Source organism: Mycobacterium persicum, assembly GCF_002086915.1.
Taxonomy (GTDB): domain Bacteria; phylum Actinomycetota; class Actinomycetes; order Mycobacteriales; family Mycobacteriaceae; genus Mycobacterium; species Mycobacterium persicum.
This window is the reverse complement of the sequence record NZ_MWQA01000001.1, coordinates 4066174-4093149: the sequence shown is the minus strand read 5'-3', so window position 1 is coordinate 4093149 and position 26976 is coordinate 4066174. Positions and strand designations below refer to the sequence as shown.

The following is a 26976-nucleotide window of genomic DNA, read 5'->3' as shown; positions in this document are numbered from 1 at the left end:
ACCGCCGAGCAGACACAGAATCGCATCGCTCCGGCGATGGTTGTGCGATTCCGCGTCTGCTCGCCGGGGAAATCAGGCCTCGGCGAAGTTGCGGGTGACGGACGGGTCGACCGGAATGCCGGGGCCGGTCGTCGTCGACACGGTGATCTTCTTCAGATAGCGGCCCTTCGATGCCGACGGCTTGAGCCGCAGCACCTCGTCGAGAGCGGCGCCATAGTTTTCGGCCAGCCGCGTCTCGTCGAACGACGCCTTGCCGATGACGAAGTGCAGGTTGGCTTGCTTGTCCACCCGGAAGTTGATTTTGCCGCCCTTGATGTCGGCGACGGCCTTGGCGACGTCGGGTGTGACGGTGCCGGTCTTGGGGTTGGGCATCAGGCCGCGCGGGCCCAGCACCCGCGCGATGCGACCTACCTTGGCCATCTGATCGGGCGTCGCGATTGCGGCGTCGAAGTCCAAGAACCCGCCCTGAATCTTCTCGATCAGGTCGTCACTGCCGACAACGTCGGCTCCCGCGGCGACGGCGGCATCGGCCTTTTCCCCTACCGCGAACACCGCGACCCGGGCGGTCTTGCCGGTGCCGTGGGGCAGGTTGACGGTGCCGCGTACCATCTGATCGGCCTTGCGCGGGTCAACCCCGAGCCGAATCGCCACCTCGACGGTCGCGTCCTGCTTGGTCGACGACGTCTCCTTGGCGAGCTTGGCCGCCTCCAGCGGCGTATAGAGCTTGCTGCGATCCACCTTCTCGGCGGCGGCGCGGTATGCCTTGCTGGTCTTGCTCATATCCGATATCCAATCTGGTGTTGGGTCGTGGTTTCCAACGGGCCGAAGCGAGCCCTCCCACGCGGGTTTGATCCCGGCCTATGCAGACCTACGCCGTACTACTCAACGGTGATGCCCATCGACCGGGCGGTGCCGGCGATGATCTTGGCCGCGGCGTCGATGTCGTTGGCGTTGAGGTCGGTCTTCTTGGTCTCGGCGATCTCGCGGACCTGATCCCAGGTGACCTTGGCGACCTTGTTCTTGTGCGGCTCCGCCGAACCTTTCGCCACACCTGCGGCCTTGAGCAGCAGCTTGGCCGCGGGCGGCGTCTTCAGCGCAAAAGTGAAGCTGCGGTCCTCGTAGACCGTGATCTCCACCGGGATGACCTGGCCGCGCTGGCTCTCCGTTGCGGCGTTGTACGCCTTGCAGAACTCCATGATGTTGACGCCGTGCTGACCGAGCGCGGGGCCAACCGGCGGCGCGGGGTTGGCCTGACCCGCCACGATCTGCAGCTTGATCAGCCCGGCGACCTTCTTCTTCTTCGGGGGCATGGCGACTCGATTGTTCCTTCCTGGTTAAACCTGGTTGATGCGCTGTGCGGGCCGGCTAGATCTTGGAGACCTGGCTGAAGGTCAGCTCCACCGGTGTCTCGCGGCCGAAGATCGAGACCAGTACCTTGAGCTTCTGCTGTTCGGCATTGACCTCGCTGATGGTGGCCGGCAATGTGGCGAACGGCCCGTCCATGACGGTGACCGACTCGCCCACCTCGTAGTCGACCTCGACAACCGGACGTTCCAGCCCGCCCGCTTCGGCGACGGCGGCGGTGCTGGCCGCCCCCTTCGCCGCCTTCTTCGCCGCTCCCCGGGGCAGCAGGAACTTCACCACGTCGTCGAGGGAGAGCGCCGATGGGCGCGAGGTTGCCCCGACGAACCCGGTTACCCCGGGTGTGTTGCGCACCGCTGCCCAGGAGTCGTCGGTCAGGTCCATGCGTACCAGGATGTAGCCGGGCAGCACCTTGCGGTTGACCTGCTTGCGTTGGCCGTTCTTGATCTCGGTGACCTCTTCGGTGGGCACCTCCACCTGGAAGATGTAGTCACCGACGTCAAGGTTTTGCACCCGGGTTTCCAGGTTGGCTTTGACCTTGTTCTCGTACCCCGCGTAGGAGTGGATGACGTACCAGTCGCCGGGCTTGCTGCGCAGTTCCGCCTTGAGCGCAGCGGCCGGGTCGACCTCTTCAGCGGGGGCTGCTACTTCCCGGGCGGTAGTGGCCTCTTGCAGGTCCACCACCTCACCCGCGGACGTGTCACCGTCGAAGGTAGTCACGGTTTTCAGTCCTCTCTGTCACTGCCAAGTCTTAGCCGAACACCAGCATCACGAGCCTGCCCAGGCCGAGATCGGCGCCGCCCACCAGCGCCACCATGAAGGCGAGGAATACCAGCACCACCGACGTGTAGGTGATCATCTGCTTGCGGTTTGGCCAGATCACTTTCCGCATCTCGGCCACAACCTGCTTGATGTAGTTGTAGACGAAGATGAACGGGTTGGCCGAGCGCGCGGCCGGCCTTCCGGCCTTCGTGGTTTTCTTGGCCTTCACCGACTTCTTCGCCGATGTCTTAGCAGACTTCTCAGCCGACTTCGTGTCTTTCTTGGCGGAGCCCTTCTTCGAGATCTCGGTCGCGGTCGACGACTCCGTGTCCTCGGCGTCCTCGTCGGCCGATACCACACGCTGCCGAGACCGCTTGCCGGTCGGTCGTTGCGGCCGCACCACGGACTTCGTCACCACGGCCGTGCGACCACCGCTGTCGCTGCCGTCCTCGGTTGCGCCGCCGTCGCTTACGGCGCCGTCGGCGGCGTCGCGCTCGTCGCTCACCGCGTGCTCCTTTGTTCGCTAACTATCACGCCAGCCGTCCCGGTAAGACTGGGGATCCTCCCCAGTGTCCAGCATGGCACGTCTTTGCCTTCAGCAGGGGCGACAGGACTTGAACCTGCAACCTGCGGTTTTGGAGACCGCTGCTCTGCCAGTTGAGCTACGCCCCTTCGCGGTTGGCAGGCCAACCTACTCCTGCCGGGGCTTACATGACACGAGCGCACCCCGGTCGGTGGTCACGAACCGAAGTGAGACAATTCGTTCGTCTCGCTCCCGTCGCCGGCTTCGCTCGACCGACTCACGGAAAAGTGCGCTGATGGTGGGAAACCCCGGGGTCCGAGTGTACTAGAGTCTACCCAGGCGCCGGTGCCAGATACTAATTACGCAGTCCTGATGACCTGCCCGGATTCCTTGTCCCATTTGAGTTTGGCGGAGCCGTCGCCCTGCTGACCCATCAGGGTGGTGTAGGCCTCCAGCACCAGCTCGCCGTCGTCGTTGTGGCAGGTGTTCTTGGTGACGACGATATCTGCGCCGAAACGCTCGTCCACGGAGTGGATGTCCATCCGGGCCCACAGCTTGTCCCCGGCGAACACCGGCTTGTAGAACACGAACCGCTGGTCGACCTGGACGATCTGCATGGTCTCCATGCCGATGTCGACGTGCCGGAAGAAATCGAGCTGCACCAGCTTGGCCAGGATCGTCACGAAGGTCATGGGCGCCACGATCGCGTCGTAGCCCAGCTCGGCGGCCGCGTCCTCTTCGAAATAAGCCGGGTGGTCGCACTTGATGGCTTGGGCAAACTGGCGGAGTTGCTCGCGGCCCACAATGAAGTAGTCGGGGTAGCGCCAGATCATCCCGCGGATATCGGTCTTCAAGGCCATGGCTACGCCAATTTCGCCGACGCGATCGCCCGCCCGAAGATCTTCTTGCCGCCAGTGGTGGCAGTGAGCGCGATGGTGACCGACTTGCTGTCCGGATCCACCGACTTCACCCGGCCGCTGAACACGAGCTCGGCGCCCTTGCCGTCGTTGGGCACCGGTACCACCGCGGTGAACCGCACGTTGTACTCGGTGATCGCACCCGGATCCCCGACCCACGACGTGACGTAGCCACCGCCGATGCCCATCGTCAGCATGCCGTGGGCGATCGCGGTGTCCAGCCCGACGACCTTGGCGATGTCGTCGTCCCAGTGAATGGGGTTCAAGTCACCCGACACGCCCGCGTAGTTCACCAGATCCTGGCGGGTCAGCGGATAGACCCGCTCCGGAAGCTGGTCTCCGACCTTGACCGAACTGAACTCACGCAGCGCCATCTGAAAATCCCTCTTCCCCATCCTCGCCGGCACGCCCCGCGAGGGTCGTGTAGGTCTCCTGCACGATGTCACCGTCGTTGTTGGTGATGATGTTCTTGGTGACGATGATCTGGGTGCCGTGCGCCTCACGCATCGAATCCACATACACGTCGCAGTAGAGCTTGTCACCGGCAACGATCGGCTTCATGAATTTCAGCACCTGGTCGACCTGGACGATCTGGGCGTCCTGGACGGCGATGTTCGCATGTTTGAAAAACGCCGATTGCGCCTTGTACCCGAACACGCAGATGAACGTCAACGGCGCCAACAGGCCGTCATAGCCGAGCTCCGCGGAGGCCTTCTCGTCGAAAAAGAAGGTGTCGTCGTTTTGCACGGCCTGGGCATGTTCGCGAATTTTCTCGCGCTCTACCTCGTAATGGTCGGGGTAGCGGTAATGCATCCCGACAATGTTGGTTGTCAGTGGCACGGCTATCGAATCTACCGAATCAGTTTGGCTACCGTATGTGGTCACCGCGTCTCGCGGTGCGCTTGGTGCTTGCCGCAGTTCGGACAGAACTTCTTCAGCTCCAGGCGGTCCGGGTCGTTGCGGCGATTCTTTTTGGTGATGTAGTTGCGGTGCTTGCACACCTCGCACGCCAAAGTGATCTTGGGCCGCACGTCGGTACTGGAAGCCATGACGGTTCTCTCTCGAATCTGGTGTCAAACGTCTCGGTGTTGTGTTGTAGCGATGGCCGGACTCGAACCGGCGACCTAACGATTATGAGTCGTTCGCTCTAACCGACTGAGCTACATCGCCTCTGGGCCGCCCCGCCTTGGTTCAGGGCTGCCCTCCTGCTCGGCGTCTGCCGAGCCCCCTAACGGAATCGAACCGTTGACCTTTTCCTTACCATGGAAACGCTCTACCGACTGAGCTAAGGGGGCCGCTCACCCGTAACGGCCAGTCGTGCCCCGGGCAAAAAGAGGGTACAGCCTGGCGCGCGGCGTCACCAAACCATGTGCGCGACGCGATGCGCCAGCTGGCGGCCTGGACACGCTGGACGACGGGAGCCACGACGGGGGCGCAGATCAGCCGCCACGGTTGCCCCGGTGCGGGTCGAGCACACTGAGATCGCTGAACTCGTCGTATTCCTCTTCGTCGGCCTCCCCGCTACCGCCCTCGGCGAGAAGGGTCCGCAACGCGAGATGGACCGCTTCGCGCGCATCAGCCAGACCGTACCGACGGATCGCTTCCTGGACCAGATCGTCGTCGATCTCGATCTCGACCTTCTTCCGCATGCGCCAACAATACCCACCGGCTTCGCCCGGGGAATCACAGAAGGCCCGCATTTCGCATCCGGGCTATCGTGGCGTCAAGGCCGCCAGGATTGGACCGATCTTGGATCAGTCATAGTCTGGTGGCGTGTCAGATTCGGACCGGCTGTATTTCCGGCAACTGCTCTCCGGTCGCGACTTTGCGGTCGGCGACATGATCGCCGCGCAAATGCGCAACTTCGCCTATCTGATCGGCGACCGTCAGACCGGCGACTGCGTGGTGGTCGACCCCGCCTACGCCGCCGGCGACCTCGTCGACAGGCTGGAAGCTGACGACATGCACGTGTCGGGGGTGTTGGTGACCCATCATCACCCGGACCATGTCGGCGGCTCGATGATGGGCTTCGAGCTCAAGGGATTGGCCGAGTTGCTGGAGCGGGCCACCGTACCGGTGCACGTGAACACCCATGAGGCATTGTGGGTTTCCCGGGTGACCGGAATTCCGATGAGTGACCTGACCACCCATGAGCACCGCGACAAGGTCGCCGTCGGCGACATCGAGATCGAGCTGCTGCACACTCCGGGTCACACGCCGGGCAGTCAATGTTTCCTACTCGACGGCCGGCTGGTCGCCGGGGACACGTTGTTCCTGGAGGGCTGCGGGCGCACCGACTTCCCCGGAGGGGATTCCGACGAGATCTACCGCAGCCTGCAACAGCTGGCCGCGCTACCCGGCGATCCGACGGTATTTCCTGGGCACTGGTATTCGGCCGAACGCAGCGCACCACTCTCGGAGGTCAAGCGGTCGAACTTCGTCTATCGCGCCGCCGATCTGGGTCAATGGCGCATGTTGATGGGCGGCGCAGCAGCGGCAGACCCGGGTTGATCCCGCTGAGTCACCGCCGCCGCGATGCGGGGGCCGCATCTAGGATCGTGCGCTACTCAATTTCGCCGGCGGATCGGTGTGGTGGTATAAGCGGAGGGTGGATTCCATGGGGTGGGTCCAGAGCAGCTGGCATGGGGTCACCGACGTCGAGTCCGGCACCTGGTTCGCGGTGGCTGCGTGGTCGGCGCTGGCACTCGGCGTTATCGCACTGGTCGTGATGAACTATCAGATTCGCCGCAACCGCGCACTGACGTTCGAGCAGACGCGACCGTATGTGTCGATGCTGATGGAGCCCCACGTCGCGGACTGGCATGTGATCGAACTGGTGGTCCGAAACTTCGGTCGCACCGCGGCCTATGACATCCGGTTCTCGTTTCCCAATCCGCCGACTGTCGCCGAATACGAGAATGCCTCGGACGGTTACGCCGACGTCGTCGAATTGCAGTTGCCCCGCGAACTGCCGACGCTGGCGCCCGGTCAGGAATGGCGGATGGTGTGGGATTCGGCGCTGGACCGCGCCGAGATCGGCCATGGGGTCGAATCCCGGTTCGAGGGAACGGTGATCTATTACGACCGCCCCGAGCAGCGGCCCGGCTGGCGGTTCTGGCGACGGGGGCGGCGTCCACTGGAGACAAAAGTGGTGCTGGACTGGGATGCCCTGCCGCCGGTTCAGCGGATCGAGCTGATGACGACCCACGACCTGGCGAAGCGGGAAAAGCAGAAGCTGGAGCTGTTACGCAGCGTGCTGACGTATTTTCACTACGCAAGCAAGGAAACGCGACCCGACGTTTTCCGCAGCGAGATCGACCGGATCAACCGCGCCGTCCAGGAGACTCAGGACAGGTGGCGAACCCGCCAACTCGACGAGCCCACCGACGTCAGCCTGCGCTGGGGTGATGCGGAAAACGAGTTGGGCAAGCATCGCAGTCAGCGGGTCTGAGGTCGCGCCGCGACCGGGCAAGAGATGCGCCGCGGTGGTGATCTGATTCAATCGACGTCCCTACCGAAGGAGTAAACCGATGAGCGGCCCGGTCACCTATACCCACGACGAAACCATCGCGGTGATCCGCATGGATGACGGCAAGGTCAACGTGATCGGCCCCGCCATGCAGCAGGCCCTCAACGAGGCGATTGACCAAGCGGACCGGGACAACGTCGGTGCGCTGGTCATCGCCGGCAACCACCGGGTGTTCAGCGGCGGTTTCGACCTCAAGGTCCTGACCTCCGGCGAGGTGCAGCCCGCGATCGACATGCTGCGCGGCGGCTTCGAGTTGGCCTACCGGCTGTTGTCCTATCCCAAGCCGGTGGTGATGGCCTGCACCGGTCATGCGATCGCGATGGGCGCGTTCCTGTTGACCTCCGGCGACCACCGCGTGGCTGCGCATGCCTACAACATCCAGGCCAACGAAGTCGCCATCGGCATGACCATCCCCTACGCCGCCCTGGAAATCATGAAACTGCGGCTGACTCCGTCGGCCTACCAGCAAGCCGCCGGGCTGGCCAAGACATTCTTCGGCGAAACCGCGCTGGCGGCCGGCTTTATCGACGAGATCGCGTTGCCCGAAGTGGTGCTCAGCCGCGCCGAGGAAGCCGCGCGTGAATTCGCCGGTCTCAATCAGCAAGCCCACGCCGCGACCAAATTACGCGCCCGAGCCGACGCCCTGAAATCAATGCGTGCCGCGATTGACGGAATAGAAGCGGAATTCGGGGTGTAACGGCGGCGTAAAGCCGGTAACCATCGCGGCGGCGTTTCGAATTCTCACCGCCGGGTAACTATCGCCCATGGTTACGCCGGACCGGATCGCCCAGCCCTGGGGAACCAGGACCCCCTACGGAACCGGCCGGGAGTGGCCGCAGCGCATCGATCAATATCTGGTCGACGGCCTGAATCCGGAATCGGTGGATCGGTGGGTGCAGTCGGCCGCGGTGTTGCACTCCAACGGCGACGGCCTGGACATCGCCGTCAAGGATGGGCGTATCGTCGGCGTCCGCGGCCGCGCCGTCGACCGGGTGAATCACGGGCGGGTGGACCCCAAAGACCTGTTCGGCTGGCAGGCCAACGCGTCGCCGGACCGCCTCAGCACGCCGCTGATCCGCCGCGACGGCCAATTGCGACCGTGCGACTGGGACACCGCCATGGACACGATCGTGCAGCGCAGCCGGGAACTGCTGGATAGCCACGGCCCCAGCGCAATCGGGTTCTATACCTCCGGACAGCTGTTCCTTGAGGAGTACTACACCCAGGCCGTCATCGCGCACGGCGCGATCGGCACCAACCACGTCGACGGCAACACCCGGCTGTGCACCGCGACGGCTGCCGAGGCGTTGAAGGAGTCGTTCGGTTGCGACGGCCAGCCCGGTTCCTACACCGATGTCGACCACGCCGACGTCATCGCGCTGTTCGGGCACAACGTGGCCGAGACGCAGACCGTGCTGTGGGCGCGGATGCTCGACCGGTTAGCCGGCGACACGCCGCCCGCCATCGTGTGCGTTGACCCCCGGCTTACCCCGGTGGCCCGGCATGCCACGGTTCACCTGGCGCCGTTGCCGGGGACGAATGTGGCGCTGATGAACGGGTTGCTGCACGAGATCATCGCGCACGACTGGGTCGACCACGACTACATCGACGCACACACCGTCGGCTTCGGCGAGCTGCGCAACCGGGTGGCAGAGTTCCCGCCGCAGCACACCGCCGAGATCTGCGGAGTCGCAGCCGACGACATCCGCCGCGCGGCAAGGCTTCTCGGCACAGCAGAGCGGCTGCTGTCCACTGTGTTGCAGGGTTTCTACCAATCCCATCAAGCCACCGCGGCAGCGGTCCAGGTCAACAACGTTCACTTGGTGCGCGGCATGCTCGGAAAGCCGGGCTGCGGAATCTTGCAGATGAACGGGCAGCCGACGGCCGAGAACACTCGCGAGTGCGGCGCCGACGGAGACCTGCCCGGCTTCCGCAACTGGTCCAACGACGACCACATTGCCGACTTGGCGCGGGTATGGAACCTTGAACCACAACAGATCCCGCACTATGCGCCGCCCACGCACGCGATGCAGATGTTCCGCTATGCCGAAGAGGGCACGCTTCGGATGTTGTGGGTTACCGCCACCAATCCGGCGGTATCGCTGCCGGAGCTCTCGCGGATCCGCGACATCTTGACCCAGAAGCGACTGTTCCTCGTCGTCGAGGACATCTTCATGACGGAGACGGCCGAGCTGGCCGACGTGGTATTGCCGGCCGCCGCGTGGGGCGAGAAGACGGGGACGTTCACCAACGCCGATCGCACCGTACATCTGTCCGAAAAAGCAGTCGATCCACCTGGATTCGCGCGCAGCGACCTGGACATCTTTCTCGACTACGCGCGGCGCATGGACTTCCGCGACAAGGACGGCCGGCCGCTGGTGTGGTGGACCGATCCCGAGTCGGCGTTCGAGGCGTGGAAAAAGTGCAGTGCCGGGCGGCCCTGCGACTACACCGGTCTGAGCTACGACAAGCTGCGCGGCGGTAGCGGCATCCAATGGCCTTGTAACACAACGCATCCCGACGGCACCGAACGGCTATACACCGACGCCGGATTCTGGGCGGATCCCGACTACTGCGAGGCCTACGGCAAGGACCTGATCACCGGCGCTCCGCTGGAGCCCACCGAATACCGCGCGATGAACGCCTACGGCAAAGCCATTATCAAAGCGGCCGAATATATTCCGCCGCACGAGCCGACCACCGCCGAGTTCCCGTTCGCGTTGATCACCGGCCGCACCCTCTACCACTTCCACACCCGCACCAAAACGGCTCGGGCGCCGCAACTTCAAGACGCCGCACCCGAGGTGTGGGTGGAAGTCTCGCAGCGCGACGCGGGCCGTCTCGGTATCGCGGAGGGCGATACCGTCGATGTGAGCACCCCGCGCGGCACCGTCCGCTGCGCCGCCCGGATCAGCGGCATCCGCGACGGCGTATTGTTCGTGCCGTTCCATTACGGCTATTGGGATGCCGATAGGGACACCGCCGGCCATGGCCATCACCGCGCCGCCAATGAGCTCACGCTCACCGATTGGGATCCGGTGTCCAAGCAACCGATCTACAAGACGGCGGCGGCGCGGCTGCGGCGGCTGCGCGCCGGAACCGGTGGGGCGGCATATGCGCCGACCACGGCGGCCTCGGCACCGGTCGACGGCGCGGTGCCCGATACGGTGGGCGGAGCGGCGGCCCGCGCAGCCGAAGCTCTGGTGAGTGGCGGTGCGTCGTGAAGCTCAAGCTCGCCATCCGCGAATTGCATCGCTCCGAGCGGAAACTCGCTCACCGCCTCAACGTGATGGCCGCACGCCACCGCGGCGACCAGGACATCTATCACCTGGCCCACGACCAGGCCGGCTGGTCGCAGCATCACCTCGAAGAGCTGGCCGAGCATGGCCGCCACTATGGGTTGCGGCTGTCCGCCGACCCGCATACCCGCGCGTTGACCGGCTTTGCGCAGACTCGGATGAGTCGCATGCTGCGACACCGCCCCGAACCGGCCCTGTTGCTGCTCGCCGACCTGCGGCGAATACACCGGATCGCCGCGGGCGCATCGCTGGACTGGGAGCTGCTAGGCCAGGCCGCGCAGGCGGCGAAGGATCTCGAACTGCTGCAGCTGACGTCGCGCTGCCATCCGCAGACACTGCGCCAGATGCGCTGGGCCAACGCGATGCTCAAAGAACTCTCGCCGCAGGTACTCACCAGCTGAACCGCCGGGCGCGTCAGCTTTGCGCCGAGACCCATTGATAGGGAAGGAATTTCCCGTCGAAGGTCACCACCACCCGGTCTCCCGAGGAGTGTGTCTGCCGCTGCACGTCGACGCTGAAGTTGATCGCGCTCATGATGCCGTCGCCGAACTTCTCGTGAATCAGCTCCTTGATGGCGCCGCCGTAGACCTGCAGCGCCTCGTAAAAGCGGTAGATGGTGGGGTCGGTGGGCACCGCGGTGGGCAGGCCGCCGCGCATCGGCGGGGCGGCCAGCACCGGCACCACCGACCTGTCGAGACCCAGCATCTCCACCAGGACGTTGCTGAGTTCGGCGGGAACGGGATGCTGTCCGAGGAGCGCCGCCGTCGTCCACGCCACCGGCCTGCCGATGGCGTCGGCCAACTGCTGCCAGGTAAGCCCCTTCGCCAGGCGGGCCAGCACGATCTGTTCGGTGATCTGGTTTCTGTTCATGGCCTCAGCATGCCCGCCACCATCAGTCGCGGGTCGCCGCGGGGTTGCCGGCAGAATGTCTTGGGCGTCGCTCACCACCGTGGCGCCGGCCGCTATGGTGGCCCGCGATGGCACTTCATCTCCACCGTGCCGAGCGCACCGACCTCCTTGCCGACGGACTCGGCGCCCTGCTGGCCGACCCGCTGCCCGACCCGTTCGCATCGGAGCTGGTGCTGGTCGCCGCCCGCGGCATGGAACGCTGGCTGAGCCAGCACCTGTCCCAGGTGTTGGGCAGCCGCGGCGCCCACGGCGACGGCGTGTGCGCCGGCGTCGCATTCCGCAGCCCGCAATCGCTCATCGCCGAGATTACCGGGACCGCCGACACCGACCCGTGGTCGCCGGAGGCCATGACGTGGCCGCTGCTGGAGGTGATCGACACCGTACTCGACGAACCGTGGTGCCGCTCACTGGCAACGCATCTGGGCCACTTCGACACCGACGCCGTCGAGGCCGAGTTGCGCCGCGGTCGCCGCTATTCGGTGGCGCGCCGCCTGGCCGGGCTGTTCGCCTCCTACGCGCGGCAGCGTCCTGCGTTGCTGGCCGGCTGGCTGGACGGGCACGACGACGTGGACGCGGACCTGGCGTGGCAACCCGAATTGTGGCGGGCATTGGTAGCCGCGGTCCCGGCCGATCCGCCGCACGTCCGGCACGAACAGACCGTGGCCCGGCTGACCGCGGGCCCGGCCGACCTGCCGGCGCGGCTGTCGCTTTTCGGGCACACCCGGCTGGCGTGCACCGACGTGCAACTGCTCGGCGCGCTGGCCACGCATCACGATCTGCACCTGTGGCTGCCCCACCCCAGTGACGATCTGTGGCAAGCGCTCGCCGGTGTCTACGGCGCGGCGCCACGACGTCAGGACACCAGCGGGCACGCTGCCCGGCACCCGTTGCTGCACACCCTCGGGCGCGACCTGCGGGAGCTGCAACGGGCGCTGCCGGCCGCTGCGGCGAGCGACGAATTCCTCGGCGGGACAACCAAACCCGACACGTTGCTGGGCTGGCTGCAAACCGACATCGCCGCCAACGCGACGCGTCCGGACGGACGGCGGCTGGCCGTCGGCGACCGCTCGGTGCAGGTCCACGCCTGTCACGGGCCGGCCCGGCAGGTCGACGTGCTGCGCGAGGTGCTGCTGGGTCTGCTGGCGGACGACCCAACCCTGGAACCGCGCGACGTGGTGGTGATGTGTCCCGATATCGAGACCTACGCGCCGCTGATCGTGGCCGGCTTCGGGCTGGGTGAGGTCGCCGGTACCGGGCATCCGGCGCACCGGCTTCGGGTCCGGCTCGCCGACCGCGCGCTCACCCAGACCAATCCGCTGCTCGGCGTCGCCGCCGAACTGCTCGGTATTGCGGGCGGTCGGGCCACCGCCAGCCAGGTGCTCAACCTCGCGCAGGCCACCCCGGTGCGCGCCCGCTTCGGTTTCAGCGACGACGATCTCGACGTGATCACCGACTGGGTGCGCCAATCCAACATCCGGTGGGGATTCGATCGGCACCATCGCCGGCCCTACGGGCTGGAGCGTTTCCTGCACAACACCTGGCGGTTCGGCATCGACCGCATCCTGACCGGCGTGGCCATGTCGGACGACTCGCGGGCGTGGCTGGACACCGCGCTGCCGCTCGACGATGTCGGCAGCAACCGGGTGGACTTGGCGGGACGCCTGGCCGAGTATGTCGCGCGGTTGCAACACGTGGTCGAACGACTTGGTGGCGCAATGCCGTTGACCGACTGGCTGGATGCGTTGACGGACGGGGTGGGCCTACTGACCCGCTGCGACGAGGATTGGCAGCAGGCGCAGCTGCAGCGGGAATTCGCCGACGTGCGCGCCCAAGCCGGCGCCCGCATGTCCACGCTGCTGCGGCTGCCCGACGTGTCGGCGTTACTGGATGCATCGCTGGGCGGGCGTCCCACCCGGGCCAACTTTCGCACCGGCACCCTGACCGTGTGCACCATGGTGCCGATGCGCTCGGTGCCGCATCGGGTGGTGTGCCTGGTCGGGCTCGACGACGGCATCTTCCCGCGACACAGCGCGCCGGACGGTGACGACCTGCTGGCGCGGGCACCGATGACCGGTGAGCGTGACGTCCGCTCCGAGGATCGCCAGTTGCTGCTTGACGCGATCGGTTCGGCCACCGAGACATTGGTGATCACCTACACCGGCGCCGACGAGCACACCGGGCAGCCGCGTCCGCCGGCCGTGCCGCTGGCCGAGGTGCTCGACGCGCTGGATCGCACGACGGGAGCGCCGGTGCGGCGGCAGGTTCTCACCAGACATCCGTTGCAGCCCTTCGACCGCAAGAACGTCACACCCGGGGCACTGGTGCCCGCCACACCGTTCACCTTCGACCCTGCTGCGCTCGCGGCCGCCGAAGCGGCCACCGGAACACGCCGTGCGCCTGTGGGTTTCATTGGCGACCGGCTGCCTGAGCCGCCCGCCGTCGACGTGACGCTGGCCGATCTGCTGGACTTCTTCAAGAACCCGGTCAAAGGATTCTTCCGGGCGCTCGATGTCACCCTGCCCTGGGACGTCGACACCGTCGAGGACGAGATGCCCGTCGAGATCGACGCCCTGCAGGCGTGGACGGTCGGCGACCGGATACTGCACGACATCCTGCGCGGCATGCATCCGGATGCGGCCGCCAACGCCGAATGGCGCCGCGGAACCCTGCCGCCCGGGCGCATCGGGGTGCGCAAGACGAAGGAAATCCTCGACGGTGCATGCCGGCTGGCCCGGGCCGCGCTGCCGCACATGGCGGCCGACGGCGACGCCTACGACATTGACGTCGATCTCGGTGCCGGCCGCCGGCTCAGCGGGACCGTCACGCCCGTCTACGGCGAGCATCTGGTGTCGGTGACGTACTCGAAGCTGGCGCCCAAGCATGTGCTGACGTCCTGGATCGGGCTGGTCGCGTTGGCCGCTCAACTTCCGGCCCGCGAGTGGGCGGCGCTGTGCATCGGCCGCGGAGCCGGCAGGAACCGCACCGCCAGAAGGCAATTCGCACCGCCTCCGGACCCGGTGGCGGTGCTGCGCGATCTGGTGTCGCTGTACGACGCGGGCCGCCGTGAGCCGTTGCCGCTGCCACTGAAAACGTCGTACGCGTGGGCGCAGGCGCGCCGGGACGGCGACGAGCCCGCAGCGGTCGCGCGAGAACGCTGGGAGTCGAACAGGTTTCGCGACGGAGACGACCGGGAGCCCGCGCACCTACGGGTCTGGGGCGACAAGCCCGCCTTCGGTGTGCTGCTTGACGCGCCCCGCCCGGGCGAGGAGGTGGCCGGCGAGGACACCCGCCTAGGTGCGCTGGCGGCCCGGCTGTGGCTGCCGCTGCTGCACGCCGAGAGGACCGGCTGATGGAGCGCTTCGACCTGCTGGGGCCGCTGCCCGCGCACGGCACCACCATTGTGCTGGAGGCCAGCGCGGGCACCGGCAAGACGTTCGCGCTGGCCGGTCTGGTGACTCGCTACCTCGCCGAGACCGACGTCACCCTCGACGAGATGCTGCTGATCACGTTCAACCGCGCGGCCAGCCGCGAGCTTCGCGAACGCGTCCGCGACCAGATCGTGGCGGCGGCGGCCGCTCTGAACGGCCGAATGCCGCCCGACACTGATCTGGTCAGGCACCTGGTGGGTAGCGAGGCCCAGCGCGCGGTACGGCTGGCCCGGCTGCGTGACGCGCTGGCCCACTTCGATGCGGCCACCATCGCCACCACCCACGAGTTCTGCGGCTCGGTGCTGAGATCCCTTGGCGTGGCGGGCGACAGCGATTCCGGCTTCGTCTTGCAGGAGAGCCTCGACGACCTGGTGGCCGAGATCGTCGACGACTGCTACCTCGCGCGCTTCGCCAACAGCGACACCGATCCGGTGCTGACGTATGCGCAGGCGCTCGATCTGGCCCGCTGCGTCGTCGCCGATCCGTACGCGCAGCGGCGCCCGCTGGATCCGGATCCGGACAGCGCGGCCGGTGTCCGGTTGGACTTCGCCGAGCAGGTGCTCGACGAGCTGGAACGGCGGAAGCGCCGGCTACGGATTCTCGGCTACGACGACCTGCTGCTGCGGTTGTCGAAAGCCCTTGCGGCAGCGGACTCGCCGGCTCGTGACCGGATGCGGCGCCGGTGGCGAATCGTGTTGGTGGACGAATTCCAGGACACCGATCCGATCCAGTGGCAGGTGCTGGAACGTGCTTTCCGGGGCGTGTCGACGCTGATAATGATCGGCGACCCGAAGCAGGCCATTTACGGCTTTCGCGGCGGCGACATCTACACCTACCTCAAGGCGGCCCGCACCGCCGACGCCCGCTACACGTTGGGAGTCAACTGGCGCAGTGACGGGGTGCTCGTCGAGAGCCTGCAGACGGTGCTGCGGGGTGCCGCACTGGGTCATCCGGAGATCGTGGTGCACGACATCGAGGCGCACCACGGCGGACATCGTCTGGCGGGGGCGCCGCGCGGCGCGCCGTTTCGGCTGCGGGTCGTCAGGCGGCCGACCGTCGGCTACGACGGTACCGCCAACGTGCCAATCAGCTTGTTGCGCGAGCATATTCCCGCCGACCTGGCCGGGGATATCGCGTCCCTGCTGTCCAGCGGCGCCAGGTTCGCCGGACGGCCGGTGGCGGCCGGCGACATCGCGGTGATCGTCGAACATCACCGAGACGCGAGGGCCTGCCGGGATGCCTTGGCGACGGCGGGTATCCCGGCGGTCTACACCGGCGACACCGATGTGTTCGCGTCGCGGGCGGCCAAGGACTGGCTGTGCCTGCTGGAGGCCTTCGACGCGCCGCAGCGCACCGGCCTGGTCCGCGCCGCCGCCTGCACCATGTTTTTCGGCGAGACCGCGGAGACGCTGGCCGCTGAAGGTGATGCGCTGACCGATCGGGTGGCCGCGATGCTGCGTGAGTGGACCGACCAGGCTCGGCTACGGGGGGTGGCGGCGGTGTTCGAGGCCGCGCAGCTGGCCGGCATGGGTCGCCGGGTGTTGGGCCAGCGCGGCGGCGAGCGACACATGACCGACCTGGCGCATCTCGCTCAGCTGCTGCACGAGACGGCTCATCGGCAGCGCTATGGCCTTCCGGCTCTTCGTGATTGGCTGCGCAGGCAGTGCGACGACAGCACCCGTGCCGCCGAGCAGAACCGCCGCCTGGACAGTGACGCCGCGGCGGTGCAGATCATGACGGTGTTCGTGGCCAAGGGTCTGCAGTTTCCGATCGTGTACGTGCCATTCATGTTCAACCGGAACGTCCGCCGCGACGACATCCTGCTGTATCACGACGACACCGATACCCGCTGCCTCTATCTCGGTGGCGACGCCAACCGATCGGTTGAGGAGTTGAACCGTGCCGAGGCGGCCCGTGACAACATCCGGCTCACCTATGTCGCGCTCACTCGGGCCCAGTCTCAGGTGGTGGCGTGGTGGGCGCCGACCGTCGACGAAGTCAACGGCGGGCTGTCGCGGCTCCTGCGCGGTCGTGGCAGCGGTGACCCGGCGGTGCCGGATAGGTGCACACCGCGGGTCTGCGACGACGACGCGTGGGCGGTGTTCACGCGCTGGCAGCAAGCCGGCGGACCGTCGGTCGAAGAATCGACGATCGTCTCCCCCGCCGCCATCGAAACCGGCTCGCCGACTGGCGGTTTGGCGGTCCGGCATTTCCACCGCCAGATCGACACCAGCTGGCGGCGTACGTCGTACTCGGCGCTGGTGCGCGGCGCGGAAGGGGTTGCGCAGTCCGGTGTGACCAGCGAGCCCGAGGTCGACGTGCGCGCCGACGAGGTGGATGCCGTGGTCGTTTCTGAGCCGGGTTCGGGTGCCGACCTCGACTCGCCGCTGGCCGCCATGCCGTCCGGTGCGGCCTTCGGGTCGCTGGTGCATGCGGTGCTGGAAACGGCCGACCCGCAGGCCGTCGACTTGGCCGGCGAGCTCGAGGAGCAGCTGCGACGGCACGCGCCGTGGTGGCCGGTCGACGCCGACGCTGCCGAACTGGCGACGGCGCTGGTGCCGATGCACGATTCGCCGCTGGGGCCGCTGGCCGGCGACTTGACATTGCGCGATATCGGAGTGCGGGATCGGCTGCGAGAGCTGGACTTCGAGATACCGCTGGCGGGTGGTGATCTGCGGGCCCGGGCGCCGCGGGTGTCTCGGGTGTCACTGTCGGATGTGGGCGAGCTGCTGCGGGCACACCTGCCGCGCAGTGATCCGTTCTGGTCCTATGCCGATCGGTTGACGTCGCCCGGTTTGGGCGATCAGTCGCTGCGGGGGTATCTGTCCGGGTCGATAGATGTGGTGTTGCGGTTGCCGCAGCAGCGATACCTGGTGGTGGACTACAAGACCAACCACTTGGGCGCCACCGCCGCCGACTACGGTTTCGCCCGCTTGACCGAGGCTATGCTGCATTCCGACTATCCGTTGCAGGCCCTGCTGTATGTGGTTGTGCTGCATAGGTTTCTGCGGTGGCGGCAGCCCGGATACGATCCAGAGCGGCATGTGGGCGGGGTGCTGTATCTGTTCGTGCGGGGAATGTGTGGTGCCGAAACGCCGATCCGGGACGGGCAGCCGGCCGGGGTGTTCGGCTGGGCCGCGCCCGCCGACTTGGTGGTGGCGCTGTCGGATCTTCTCGATGACGGGAGACGTGTCGGGTGAGCGTTGTCGAGACCGCCGTTACCGCAACGGGCCTGCTGCACGCCTTCAACGAAGCCGGGGTGCTCGATCTCGCGGACGTCCATGTGGCACAGCGTCTGTGCGCCCTGGGCAAGGAGACAGATGACCGGGTGGCGCTGGCCGCGGCGCTGGCGGTGCGGGCGCTGCGCGGTGGCTCGGTGTGCGTGGACTTGTCGACGATCGCGGGGGCCGCTGACGGCCTACCGTGGCCGGACCCCGAGCAGTTGCTGGCCGCGGTGCGGGTCAGCACGCTGCTCGCGGATCCGCCGGTGCTGCATCTCTATGACGACCGGCTGCTGTACCTCGACCGGTACTGGCGCGAGGAACAGCAGGTGTGTGACGACGTGGTGGCCATGCTGGTTCCCAGACCGTCCGGTCTTACCTTTGAGCGACTTTTCCCATCCGGCTACCACGAACAGCGAGCCGCCGCGGAAATCGCTGTCTCGCAAGGCCTCACGGTACTGACCGGCGGGCCGGGAACCGGAAAGACCACCACGGTCGCGCGCCTGCTGGCGGCACTGGCCGAACAGGCCGAACTGGCCGGCCGGTCGCGGCCCCGGATCGCGCTGGCAGCGCCTACCGGTAAGGCGGCGGCGCGGCTGGCCGAGGCGGTACGACACGAGGTGACCCGTCTCGATGCGGCCGATCGCATGAGACTCGGCCAGTTGCAGGCGGTTACGCTGCATCGTCTGCTCGGCAGCAGGCCGGACACGTCGTCGCGGTTTCGGCACGATCGCGGTAATCGGTTGCCGCACGACGTGATCGTGGTCGACGAGACATCGATGGTGTCGCTGACGCTGATGGCGCGGCTGCTGGAAGCGATTCGTCCGGGCGCCCGGCTGATTCTGGTGGGCGATGCCGATCAGCTGGCGTCGGTCGAAGCCGGTGCGGTGCTGGCGGATCTGGTGGACGGGCTCGCGGCGCGAGACGACGTGCGGGTGGCCGCGCTGCGCACCTCGCATCGGTTCGGAAAATCGATTGGGACCCTGGCCGATGCGATTCGTGGCGGCGACGCGGACCGGGTACTTGCGCTGCTGCGATCGGGTGACGAGCACATCGAGTTCATCGACGACATCGACCCGACACCACGGTTGCGCGCGGTGTTGGTGCCGCACGCGTTGCGGCTGCGCGAGGCGGCGCTGCTGGGAGCCGTGGACGTCGCGTTGGGCACCCTCGACGAGCACCGGATGCTGTGCGCGCACCGGCGCGGGCCTTTCGGTGTCGGGCACTGGAACCGACAGGTGGAGACCTGGCTGGGTGAAGAGACGGGCCAGCCGCCCTGGTCGCAGTGGTATGCCGGGCGCCCGCTGCTGGTGACCGCGAACGACTACGGGTTGCGGGTGTACAACGGCGACACCGGGGTGGCCGTGGCCGGCCCGGACGGTCTGCGCGCCGTCTTGGCCGGTGCGGCCGGCCCGCTCGACTTCGCCACGGGCCGGCTGTCCGACGTCGAAACCATGCACGCCATGACCATCCACAAGAGCCAGGGCAGCCAGGCCGATGCGGTGACAGTCTTACTGCCGGAACAGGATTCACGATTGCTGACGCGTGAGCTCTTCTATACCGCGGTCACTCGGGCCAAGGAGAAGGTGCGGGTGGTGGGTTCCGAGGCGTCGGTGCGGGCCGCGGTCGAGCGACGCGCGGTGCGGGCATCCGGGCTACGAATGCGGTTGCAGCGTCAGTGATTTCGGCGTTGGATGGCCGGGGCGGTCTGGCGTCGTCTGTTCTCGAGCGTCTCATCGTGGCGCCGACCTGTGCACCACGAATTCGTAGTACCTTTCACATCGACATCACCGAACGCGGAACCGTCATAGCTCATTTGGTTCCGGCCCAGGAGAGTCCCCTAGCCGAGATGATTAGCTCCGGAAAGCTTCATCCCGCCACCATCAGCGGACCGGCGCCACGTTTGAGCGGGCCTATCAAGACTGAGCAAGAGGCCGGCCAGGTGCTGCGCGAGTTGCGCGACAACGAGCGTTACTGAGCTCTACCTCACACGTCGGCCCTAATCAAACTGATTCGGCGGGAAGCGGAAAGCGATGCTCTGACGGAGCGGCTTGACACTCAGGCGCCCGCGGCATGAGTGTCGTCGACGCTGACGGAAGTGGAGCCGCTCCGCGCCCTGCGGTGCGTCGAACCCGGACTGCTCACAAATGTCCTGGATTGATGGCCCGCGTAGCACGCTACGAGGTCGACGAGGTGGTACGGGCGGCGGCGGCCACATATCCCGACGCGGCACTTCGCTTCCTCGATGCGATCCACCTTGCCACCGCACACGCGGCTTTTAGTTCATGGCTCGTTACATTCGTTGCCTATGACGAACGCCTGCTCGCCGCTGCGGCTGCAGTCGGTTTGCCGACGGCCGCTCCCGGCCGCCACCAGCCATAGCGGCTCGGGTCATGTCGGTCAGTGAATTCACTTGAGCAAGGTTTCGCGACGGCTTTGGCTGCGTATGTCGGGCAGGAACCGCTTGAATCCCAGCCCCAGTCCCGCGCCGATCTGCGCACTGCGCGTCAGGCCTGGTCCGGGATGGCCAATCGCCCAGACACGACACTGGCGAAGCCTTACCAGGAATATCGGCGTGAACATCAATGGAATCTCGCCGTGCCCCCTCGGTACGCCGCCAGCCTGGGGATTATCCCGACACCATCCAATCGGCGAGGTGATCAACGCGAGCGGCTCCGGGCGCGCCCGTCAGACAGTGATAGCTGCCCGGGAAATACGGCTGAATGAAGTCCCGCCGGTTGTCAATTGAACCCCGGCGGTAGGCGAATCCGCTGTCTTCGTTTGACGGCAAGGGCCATATTCGGCTGTCCGGCGCGCGTTTCGGTGCACCAGCGCTCTTGGTCAAAATGGTGGTGGCTTGTTGCGTTCGGCGACGTGGGCATCGTTGAGGGCCCGTTCGGATTTGATGCGGCGGGCGACCTCGGCGGCTCGGGTGCGTTGCCGGTGGGGCATCATCGCGCCGCGGTCACCGATAGTAGTTGCGGGGGTTGGTGTTGGGGGCAAGTCGCTGGTGGTGGTGTTCCAGGCGGGAAAGAAGATCCAGCTGCCGGGGCGGGTGGTGTAGGTCGCTCCGTTGGGCGCGGTCCAGATCACCGTGCCGTCGGGCAGCTGCTCATCCTTCCAGGCCGTCCAGAACGTTTTCAACAGGTGGTGTTTTCGACACGCACACTTAAGGTTTGACGGATGTGTGGGCCCCAACGGCCAGGGCACCGTATGGTCGATGTCACAAAATTCGGCGGGCACGTCACATCCGGGGAACCGGCATGTCAAATCGCGGATTCGGATGAACTCCGCCAGCTTGGCCGACGGTCGGTGGTGCGGCTCTAACCCAAGGCCGGCGGGTTGGCGCACGGGGCTGATGACGGCCCCGCCGCGGATCAACTCGGCCAGCAGCGGCGCAGGCACCACACCCCCGCTGGTAATCAACGCGGCCGGCGGCTTGACCGATGACGCGGCGGGCTGATCGGGTTCGGGGTCCGGCGCCAACGCCTCGGCCAGCGTCATCTCCGGAGTGATTGGCCGCGATGGGGGCACCTCACCCGACATGTGCGGGTCAGCTGCAGCATCCAGCGCGCAGGACTCGGCGACGACGTGGATGACCACACCGCTGGCCCGCTCGTTGGTGTCGCCGGCACCGCAGGGGCAGTCGGCGTTACCGCACCCGCAAACCAGCTGTTCGGCGCCTGCGGCCAATGCGCCCAGCGCATCGGCGCGGCGCTGAGCCAGGGTGCGCGGGTCGTCGTCGCACACCCCGTGGGCCATCTGTTTCAGCCGCCGATCCAGCATCGCGGCGTCGGTGGCATATAGCCGGCCCCACAACGCGGCGGTGCCCACGTCGTCGTCGGGTTCGCCGAAGCACACGTCGCGGCCGCGGGCCGCCGCACGGGTGCGCCGCAACGCACCGGGGTCGTAGCGATCAACCCACCCGTCGATGGCTTGCTCCAATTTGGACGCCGACAACGGCCCCCACGCACCGGCGTGTTCGGCCACCGCGGCATCGACGAGTCGCTGCGCCTCGGGGTCGCGGACCAGATAGGTCCGCCACGCGATGACCGACATCAACCGCGCGCTAAGCCCTCCGGCCAAAAACAGCGCCGCCACCTTGGGCAGCCGATTTAACGCCAGGCTCAGATGCATCTGCCCAGACGCCCTGCCCTGACTCAGACCCAGCGCGGCAGCCACCTCGGCAGCAGCGCTGTCCCATTCGTCGCAAGCCCAGTCTGCGCGCTGGTCACTGGCGGTGCGCCGACAGGTCAGCGCGGCGATCGCCGACAACCGCCGAGCACTCGCGGCCGCCTCCGCGCGAGCGCAGTCCTCGATCGCTGCCACCAGCGCAGAGTCGTCGCATCGGCGCAGTTCAGCCGGATCCGGCAACGAGACTTCGAACATATGAGCGATACTAGACAACGGCACCGACAACACGATCTGAACCGACCACCCGCCCGACAACGACGCGTGAAGCCGATGCGGTAACCGCGGTGCTGGCAAGAACGCGAGCATCAGGCAGCGCGGCGAGATCGCGTTGCCCGGTCCGGCGGAAGACAGCGGCGAAAACGCTGACCAGGTTATCCACGCGCGCCGACGCCGACGGAACCAGTGGCGAGGTCTCGTCGCACAGTGCCACTTGCCACAGGCTCAGACCGTGGGCTCGCCCCAGTCGCGCAGCCCTATCCCGGTATTGAACGTCGAAGAATTGGGCGGCCAGGGCCAGGCCGCGGACGAACGCGGCCTTGGTGGACTGCAGCGTAGAACGGCGCGCGATCGCCGCTGATGACTGTGAGCCGTTTGAGTCGTAGCCGCCCTGGAACAGCGCGAGTATCAACAGCAGATGGTAGGTGCGGCTGTTCTATCAGCTTGGGTGCCGTAAGCCGCCGTCCCCCAGGCCAGTTCAAGAACGACTTGTTCCTATCTTGCACGTGTTCGCGCGCAATCTCGCTTGCACTTGGTCACGGAAGCACCCTCCCGGGTACCCGGCAGCGCTTTGTGGAGGTAACACTATGGCTGTGGATCCGGTCGACGAGTTCGGCGCATTGCGCCGAGCGCCTGATGCCACGCTGGCCGCCGAAACAGGCGACGAACTCGTCGACGCCTACGAGCAGGGTGCGATCGTGATGGCCTGGTCGCAGGTCGTCGGGCAGGTGCCAACCCTCACCGACACTTTGCGGGTGACCATACTCGGGGCCGACGACATCGACTCCTACACCGTCGGAACGGTCTCTCGGGCCTTCCAAAACGCGGTGGCGCGAGTCGACAAGGCAACCCGCCGTCCCACCTCCACAGCCCCCTCCCTGACCCGCCGCGACCGTGAGCGCGCTGAGCTCGTCCAACAGGCCCAAGTCGGCAATACCGTGTACTTCCGCGTGCCGGCGGTGCCGCTCTCGCCCGGCGGTTACGACATGCATCCAGTAGGGACGAGCGCGCGCGGCGATTCGTGAGTTGGTCGAGACCCTGCGAGCCAGCACCGACGACGAGGAGTCGGCAAAGGGAATCCTCGGCGCGCCACGGCTATTGAGATTGGCCATACAAGACATTAGTAACGTTGCGGCCTTGGTGCCAGAAGGCCTCGAACTCGACCTAGAGACCAGCGCCGAGGAAATCAAATCCGTGCTCACCCGCGACCGCGCCGCGAAACTTCTCACCTTTTTGGGTAACCGAGACACCGTCGAAGACACCGAAACCGTGGTCGGCAGACTTGACGGATTTCGGGGTACTCGCCGCGTTTTCTACCTGATCAAGGACGACAATTCCGAGATCGCCGGGTCAATCGAAGGCGACCTTCTTTCCACCGTGCGCAATTTGGTGGGCACCAGGGTGCGCGCGCGCGTATCGACAACTCGGTGGCGAGCGCAGAACGGCCGCCTCGGCCCAAAGCACTACGGCTTGCTCGACCTCATGCCTGCCGGTGAGCTGGAAGCCATGTTCAGCGATGGATAGGTGGTCGATCGTCGAAGCTCCTGACGTGAAGCCATCGCTGTCGGATGAGCCACGCGCATAGCGGGTGCCGATTTGATCCCGATCTCTTGGCCGCGCAAAGACAACCTCGGTGTCAAGTGGTTGCGCCACACCGACGGAGGCAGCTGCTCATGTGTCAACTGCGACACTCCGGCACCTCACCGACGTACCCAGCCAGGCTAATTGACGGTCACACGGTCAGTTGGCGACTGCGGTAGCCATCTCGTCACAATCCGTCACCGTCAACCGAACTTTGGTCCAAAAGAACGTCCGGCCTGGACCATACTCTACGTCGGGGGTTCGCCGAGCCGCTGCAGTCTCGACAAGGAGCCGGCATGGACACACACGAACTGCGTATTTGCAACGTCGATGTCTTCGACAGCGTCGACGGCCGGATCACCGGGCCGATGGACGTCACCATCCGGGAGGGCGTGATCGCCGCGGTGGCGCCCGCTGGTTCGACGGAATTCTCCGGCTCGAAGATCGACGGGACCGCAAAGACGTTGATACCCGGGCTGATTGACGCGCACTGGCATGCGATGTTCGCCACCATCCCGGCAGCGGTGGCGCAATTCAGCGAACTCGGTTACGTCTACGCCCGGGCGATCACCGGCGCCCGGGAAACGCTGCTACGCGGCTTCACCACGGTCCGCGATCTCGGCGGGCCGGTGTTCGGGATCAAGCAGGCGATCGACGAGGGCGTGATCGTCGGCCCACGCATTTACCCGTCCGGCGGGTTCATCTCCCAGACCGGCGGCCACGGCGACTTCCGGCTGCCCCACGAGGTTCCTCGCGGTATCTGCGGACACCTGAGCTACACCGAGATCATCGGTGCCGCCGTCATTGCCGACGGCGAATCCGAAGTGCTACGGGGGGCACGAGAGATGTTGCGGCGCGGCGCCTCTCAGCTCAAGCTGATGGCCGGTGGCGGCATCACCTCGACGTACGACCCGGTCGACGTGGCCCAGTTCACCGAAACCGAGATCCGCGCCGCGGTGACGGCCGCGGAGAACTGGGGCACCTACGTCACCGTGCACGCCTATACGCCGCGCGCGATCCGCACCGCCGTCGCCGCCGGGGTCCGGTGCATCGAGCACGGCCACCTCATCGACGAGCACACCGCCGCGCTGCTCGCCGAAAACGACATCTGGTGGTGCCTGCAGCCGTTCCTGAACGACGAGCCGACGATCGCCGTTACGCCGCAGACGACGGCAAAGCTGCGGCAAGTGGTCTCCGGCACCGACGCCGCGTATCGGCTTGCGATCAAGCACCGGGTCAAGGTCGCGTTCGGAACCGACATATTGTTCGACACCACATTCGCCAGCCGGCAAGGCGCCCAGCTTGCCGAGCTCACCCGCTGGTTCACGCCCACCGAGGTGCTGCAGCAGGCGACCATCCGCAACGCCGAGCTCTTGGCCATGTCCGGGCCGCGCAACCCGTACCCCGGCCGGCTGGGTGTGGTGGCCGAAGGTGCCCTGGCCGACGTGGTTCTCGTCGACGGCAACCCGGTGGCCGACATCTCGCTGATCGCCCGGCCCGACGAGGCGTTCGTCGCCATCATCAAGGACGGCCGTCTGGTCAAAGGCACGGCCGACTAGCCAGGGCGCACCTGGACATGCCAGTGCGGAACAATCGGGGTCAGCATGGTCGACAACCCTGGTTCTCCGCTGACATCCCGACGACACCACATCGTGCGGCTCGTCGTGTTCGCCGGCTTCCTACTCGGGCTGTGGTACCTGGTAGCCGTCGCACGAGTCGTCGACATCGAGGTGATGCGGCGCGCGGTCTCGGCGACGGGTCCGGCGGCGCCGCTGACCTACGTCGTGGCCTCGGCTGTCCTCGGAGCGTTGTTCGTGCCGGGCCCGGTCCTGGCCGCGGGCAGCGGTCTGCTGTTCGGTCCGCTGCAGGGCATCTTTGTGACGCTGGGTGCGACAGTGGGCACCGCGATCGTCGCCAGCTTCGTCGGCCGTCGGGCCGGACGCGACAGCGCGCGTACCCTGCTGGGGACGAGCCGCGCCGACCGCATCGACGCGCTGATCGAACGACGCGGACTATGGGCGGTGGTCGGTCAACGCTTCGTCCCCGGCATCTCGGATGCGCTCGCCTCCTATGCGTTCGGCGCGTTTGGAGTTCCGTTGTGGCAGATGGCCGTCGGCGCGTTTATCGGTTCGATCCCGCGGGCATTCGTCTACACCACGCTGGGCGCCGCGATCGGCGATCGGTCGTCACCATTGGCATACGCGGCGATAGCGGTGTGGTGCGTGACCGCCGTCATCGGCGTGTTCGCCGCACGGCGTGGTTACCGAACATGGCGTGGGCGCGCCCTGCCGAGTCAGCGGCCGCGGCGCTGAAGATGTGAGCCGACCAGCTCCTTGCGCGCGGCGGCGCCGCGGCTGCGGTAGACGACGTAGGGCCGGAACAGATACGCGACCGGTGCGCTGAACGCGTGAACCAGCCGGGTGAACGGCCAGATCGCGAACAGCGCCAGCGCGATCATCACATGCAGCTGGAAGTACAGCGGCGCCAGCGCCATCAGTTCGCCGCGCGGTTGCAGCACCCAGATGGACCGGAACCACACCGACACGGTTTCGCGGTAGTTGTAGGACTCGCCGAACGTCCCCGAACCCAGCGCGGTCGCATACAGCCCCGCTGATATCGCCCCCGCCAGAAACACATACATCAGCTTGTCGTTGACCGTGGTGGCCATGAACACCGGCCCGCGGCTGCGTCGCCGGTAGATCAGCAGCGCCAGCCCCGTCAGCGTGGTGCCGCCGGCTATCGACCCCAGCACGACAGCCTGGACGTGATAGGCGTGATGACTCACCCGGGCTGCGTCCGTCCATGATTCCGGGATCACCAGGCCGATGACGTGTCCGACGATCACCACCAGGATGCCGTAGTGGAAGAGCGGGCTCGCGATCCGCAGCAACCGCACCTCGTAAAGCTGCGACGAGCGGGTGGTCCACCCGAACTTGTCATAGCGGTACCGCCACCAGGTGCCAACGGCAACAATGGCAAGTACCACGTACGGCACCACATCCCAGAACGTCTTGCCGAGCACCGCATTCACCTCC

The 26976-nt window shown here is 66.5% G+C and carries 26 protein-coding genes, 3 tRNA genes and 1 pseudogene; 14 read left to right on the top strand and 16 right to left on the bottom strand.

Features of this window, described 5'->3' with window-relative positions; all coding sequences use genetic code 11:
• Positions 1 to 72 precede the first annotated feature (72 nt).
• The 12 genes from rplA to B4U45_RS18700 all read right to left on the bottom strand — a co-directional run bounded on the left by rplA (position 73) and on the right by B4U45_RS18700 (position 5213).
• A complete protein-coding gene (gene rplA / locus B4U45_RS18755; protein ID WP_075546996.1) occupies positions 73 to 780 on the bottom strand; it encodes a 50S ribosomal protein L1 in 708 nt (235 codons plus the stop codon).
• 98 nt (positions 781 to 878) lie between these two features.
• Entirely contained in the window at positions 879 to 1310 is a 432-nt protein-coding gene (gene rplK / locus B4U45_RS18750; protein ID WP_075546995.1) for a 50S ribosomal protein L11, read from the bottom strand.
• Positions 1311 to 1365: 55 nt separating this feature from the next.
• Positions 1366 to 2082, bottom strand: a complete 717-nt coding sequence (nusG, locus tag B4U45_RS18745) for a transcription termination/antitermination protein NusG (protein ID WP_075546994.1) — start codon at positions 2080 to 2082, stop codon at positions 1366 to 1368.
• Positions 2083 to 2113: 31 nt separating this feature from the next.
• Positions 2114 to 2629, bottom strand: coding sequence for a preprotein translocase subunit SecE (gene secE, locus B4U45_RS18740; protein ID WP_075546993.1), 516 nt, complete (start codon positions 2627 to 2629; stop codon positions 2114 to 2116).
• A gap of 94 nt (positions 2630 to 2723) precedes the next feature.
• A tRNA-Trp gene (locus B4U45_RS18735) sits at positions 2724 to 2796 on the bottom strand.
• Between the two features lie 210 nt (positions 2797 to 3006).
• A complete protein-coding gene (gene hadC / locus B4U45_RS18730) occupies positions 3007 to 3507 on the bottom strand; it encodes a (3R)-hydroxyacyl-ACP dehydratase subunit HadC (protein WP_075546992.1) in 501 nt (166 codons plus the stop codon).
• Between the two features lie 2 nt (positions 3508 to 3509).
• On the bottom strand, positions 3510 to 3938 hold the full coding sequence (gene hadB, locus B4U45_RS18725; RefSeq protein ID WP_075546991.1) for a (3R)-hydroxyacyl-ACP dehydratase subunit HadB: 429 nt from the start codon (positions 3936 to 3938) through the stop codon (positions 3510 to 3512).
• Positions 3925 to 4377 carry a (3R)-hydroxyacyl-ACP dehydratase subunit HadA gene (gene hadA / locus B4U45_RS18720; RefSeq protein WP_371686846.1) on the bottom strand — a complete coding sequence of 151 codons (453 nt, stop codon included), beginning with the start codon at positions 4375 to 4377 and terminating at the stop codon, positions 3925 to 3927. The genes hadB and hadA overlap by 14 nt, the downstream gene beginning before the upstream one ends.
• A gap of 68 nt (positions 4378 to 4445) precedes the next feature.
• On the bottom strand, positions 4446 to 4613 hold the full coding sequence (gene rpmG / locus B4U45_RS18715; protein WP_003898538.1) for a 50S ribosomal protein L33: 168 nt from the start codon (positions 4611 to 4613) through the stop codon (positions 4446 to 4448).
• 47 nt (positions 4614 to 4660) lie between these two features.
• Positions 4661 to 4734 (bottom strand) — tRNA-Met (locus B4U45_RS18710).
• Between the two features lie 52 nt (positions 4735 to 4786).
• Positions 4787 to 4859: transfer RNA gene (locus tag B4U45_RS18705), tRNA-Thr, on the bottom strand.
• A gap of 144 nt (positions 4860 to 5003) precedes the next feature.
• On the bottom strand, positions 5004 to 5213 hold the full coding sequence (locus tag B4U45_RS18700) for a type II toxin-antitoxin system VapB family antitoxin (RefSeq protein WP_075546989.1): 210 nt from the start codon (positions 5211 to 5213) through the stop codon (positions 5004 to 5006).
• A gap of 124 nt (positions 5214 to 5337) precedes the next feature.
• Here B4U45_RS18700 and B4U45_RS18695 point away from each other — a divergent pair, with 124 nt between their 5' ends.
• The 5 genes from B4U45_RS18695 to B4U45_RS18675 all read left to right on the top strand — a co-directional run bounded on the left by B4U45_RS18695 (position 5338) and on the right by B4U45_RS18675 (position 10793).
• Entirely contained in the window at positions 5338 to 6075 is a 738-nt protein-coding gene (locus B4U45_RS18695; RefSeq protein ID WP_075546988.1) for an MBL fold metallo-hydrolase, read from the top strand.
• 106 nt (positions 6076 to 6181) lie between these two features.
• Positions 6182 to 7015 (top strand): hypothetical protein, encoded by an 834-nt coding sequence (locus B4U45_RS18690; RefSeq protein WP_083153152.1) that lies wholly within the window; start codon positions 6182 to 6184, stop codon positions 7013 to 7015.
• Between the two features lie 79 nt (positions 7016 to 7094).
• The gene (locus B4U45_RS18685) at positions 7095 to 7790 is read left to right on the top strand and encodes a crotonase/enoyl-CoA hydratase family protein (protein WP_075546986.1); all 696 of its coding nucleotides are present in this window, start codon (positions 7095 to 7097) and stop codon (positions 7788 to 7790) included.
• A gap of 67 nt (positions 7791 to 7857) precedes the next feature.
• A complete protein-coding gene (locus tag B4U45_RS18680) occupies positions 7858 to 10317 on the top strand; it encodes a molybdopterin oxidoreductase family protein (RefSeq protein ID WP_083153155.1) in 2460 nt (819 codons plus the stop codon).
• The gene (locus B4U45_RS18675; protein ID WP_075546984.1) at positions 10314 to 10793 is read left to right on the top strand and encodes a hypothetical protein; all 480 of its coding nucleotides are present in this window, start codon (positions 10314 to 10316) and stop codon (positions 10791 to 10793) included. Before B4U45_RS18680 ends, B4U45_RS18675 begins: the two co-directional genes overlap by 4 nt.
• Positions 10794 to 10806: 13 nt before the next feature.
• Here B4U45_RS18675 and cynS read toward each other — a convergent pair whose 3' ends face one another.
• The gene (cynS, locus tag B4U45_RS18670) at positions 10807 to 11262 is read right to left on the bottom strand and encodes a cyanase (protein WP_075546983.1); all 456 of its coding nucleotides are present in this window, start codon (positions 11260 to 11262) and stop codon (positions 10807 to 10809) included.
• Between the two features lie 107 nt (positions 11263 to 11369).
• Between cynS and recC the strand changes: the two genes are divergently transcribed.
• The 5 genes from recC to B4U45_RS29435 all read left to right on the top strand — a co-directional run bounded on the left by recC (position 11370) and on the right by B4U45_RS29435 (position 20332).
• A complete protein-coding gene (gene recC, locus B4U45_RS18665; RefSeq protein WP_075546982.1) occupies positions 11370 to 14651 on the top strand; it encodes an exodeoxyribonuclease V subunit gamma in 3282 nt (1093 codons plus the stop codon).
• On the top strand, positions 14651 to 17929 hold the full coding sequence (gene recB / locus B4U45_RS18660) for an exodeoxyribonuclease V subunit beta (protein WP_099223454.1): 3279 nt from the start codon (positions 14651 to 14653) through the stop codon (positions 17927 to 17929). The genes recC and recB overlap by 1 nt, the downstream gene beginning before the upstream one ends.
• On the top strand, positions 17926 to 19632 hold the full coding sequence (gene recD, locus B4U45_RS18655) for an exodeoxyribonuclease V subunit alpha (protein ID WP_075546980.1): 1707 nt from the start codon (positions 17926 to 17928) through the stop codon (positions 19630 to 19632). Before recB ends, recD begins: the two co-directional genes overlap by 4 nt.
• Before the next feature lie 167 nt (positions 19633 to 19799).
• Positions 19800 to 19928, top strand: coding sequence for a hypothetical protein (locus B4U45_RS29940; RefSeq protein WP_255245974.1), 129 nt, complete (start codon positions 19800 to 19802; stop codon positions 19926 to 19928).
• A gap of 182 nt (positions 19929 to 20110) precedes the next feature.
• The gene (locus B4U45_RS29435) at positions 20111 to 20332 is read left to right on the top strand and encodes a hypothetical protein (RefSeq protein ID WP_240316573.1); all 222 of its coding nucleotides are present in this window, start codon (positions 20111 to 20113) and stop codon (positions 20330 to 20332) included.
• Positions 20333 to 20791: 459 nt separating this feature from the next.
• Here B4U45_RS29435 and B4U45_RS18645 read toward each other — a convergent pair whose 3' ends face one another.
• Both B4U45_RS18645 and B4U45_RS18640 read right to left on the bottom strand, forming a co-directional pair.
• Positions 20792 to 22339, bottom strand: a complete 1548-nt coding sequence (locus B4U45_RS18645; RefSeq protein WP_075546979.1) for an HNH endonuclease signature motif containing protein — start codon at positions 22337 to 22339, stop codon at positions 20792 to 20794.
• Positions 22340 to 22349: 10 nt separating this feature from the next.
• A complete protein-coding gene (locus B4U45_RS18640) occupies positions 22350 to 22772 on the bottom strand; it encodes a hypothetical protein (protein ID WP_075546978.1) in 423 nt (140 codons plus the stop codon).
• A gap of 175 nt (positions 22773 to 22947) precedes the next feature.
• Between B4U45_RS18640 and B4U45_RS18635 the strand changes: the two genes are divergently transcribed.
• The 4 genes from B4U45_RS18635 (at position 22948) to B4U45_RS18620 (ending at position 26253) form a co-directional block, all read left to right on the top strand.
• Positions 22948 to 23385, top strand: coding sequence for a hypothetical protein (locus tag B4U45_RS18635; protein WP_075546977.1), 438 nt, complete (start codon positions 22948 to 22950; stop codon positions 23383 to 23385).
• Between the two features lies 1 nt (position 23386).
• A complete protein-coding gene (locus B4U45_RS18630) occupies positions 23387 to 23884 on the top strand; it encodes a hypothetical protein (RefSeq protein WP_075546976.1) in 498 nt (165 codons plus the stop codon).
• A 353-nt stretch (positions 23885 to 24237) separates the two neighbouring features.
• Entirely contained in the window at positions 24238 to 25500 is a 1263-nt protein-coding gene (locus tag B4U45_RS18625; RefSeq protein WP_075546975.1) for a metal-dependent hydrolase family protein, read from the top strand.
• A gap of 45 nt (positions 25501 to 25545) precedes the next feature.
• Positions 25546 to 26253 carry a TVP38/TMEM64 family protein gene (locus B4U45_RS18620; RefSeq protein WP_075546974.1) on the top strand — a complete coding sequence of 236 codons (708 nt, stop codon included), beginning with the start codon at positions 25546 to 25548 and terminating at the stop codon, positions 26251 to 26253.
• Here the strand turns inward: B4U45_RS18620 and narI are convergent.
• Positions 26235 to 26963 (bottom strand): annotated as a pseudogene (gene narI, locus B4U45_RS18615) (respiratory nitrate reductase subunit gamma); the annotation flags it as partial. The gene B4U45_RS18620 and the pseudogene narI overlap by 19 nt on opposite strands.
• Positions 26964 to 26976 lie beyond the last annotated feature (13 nt).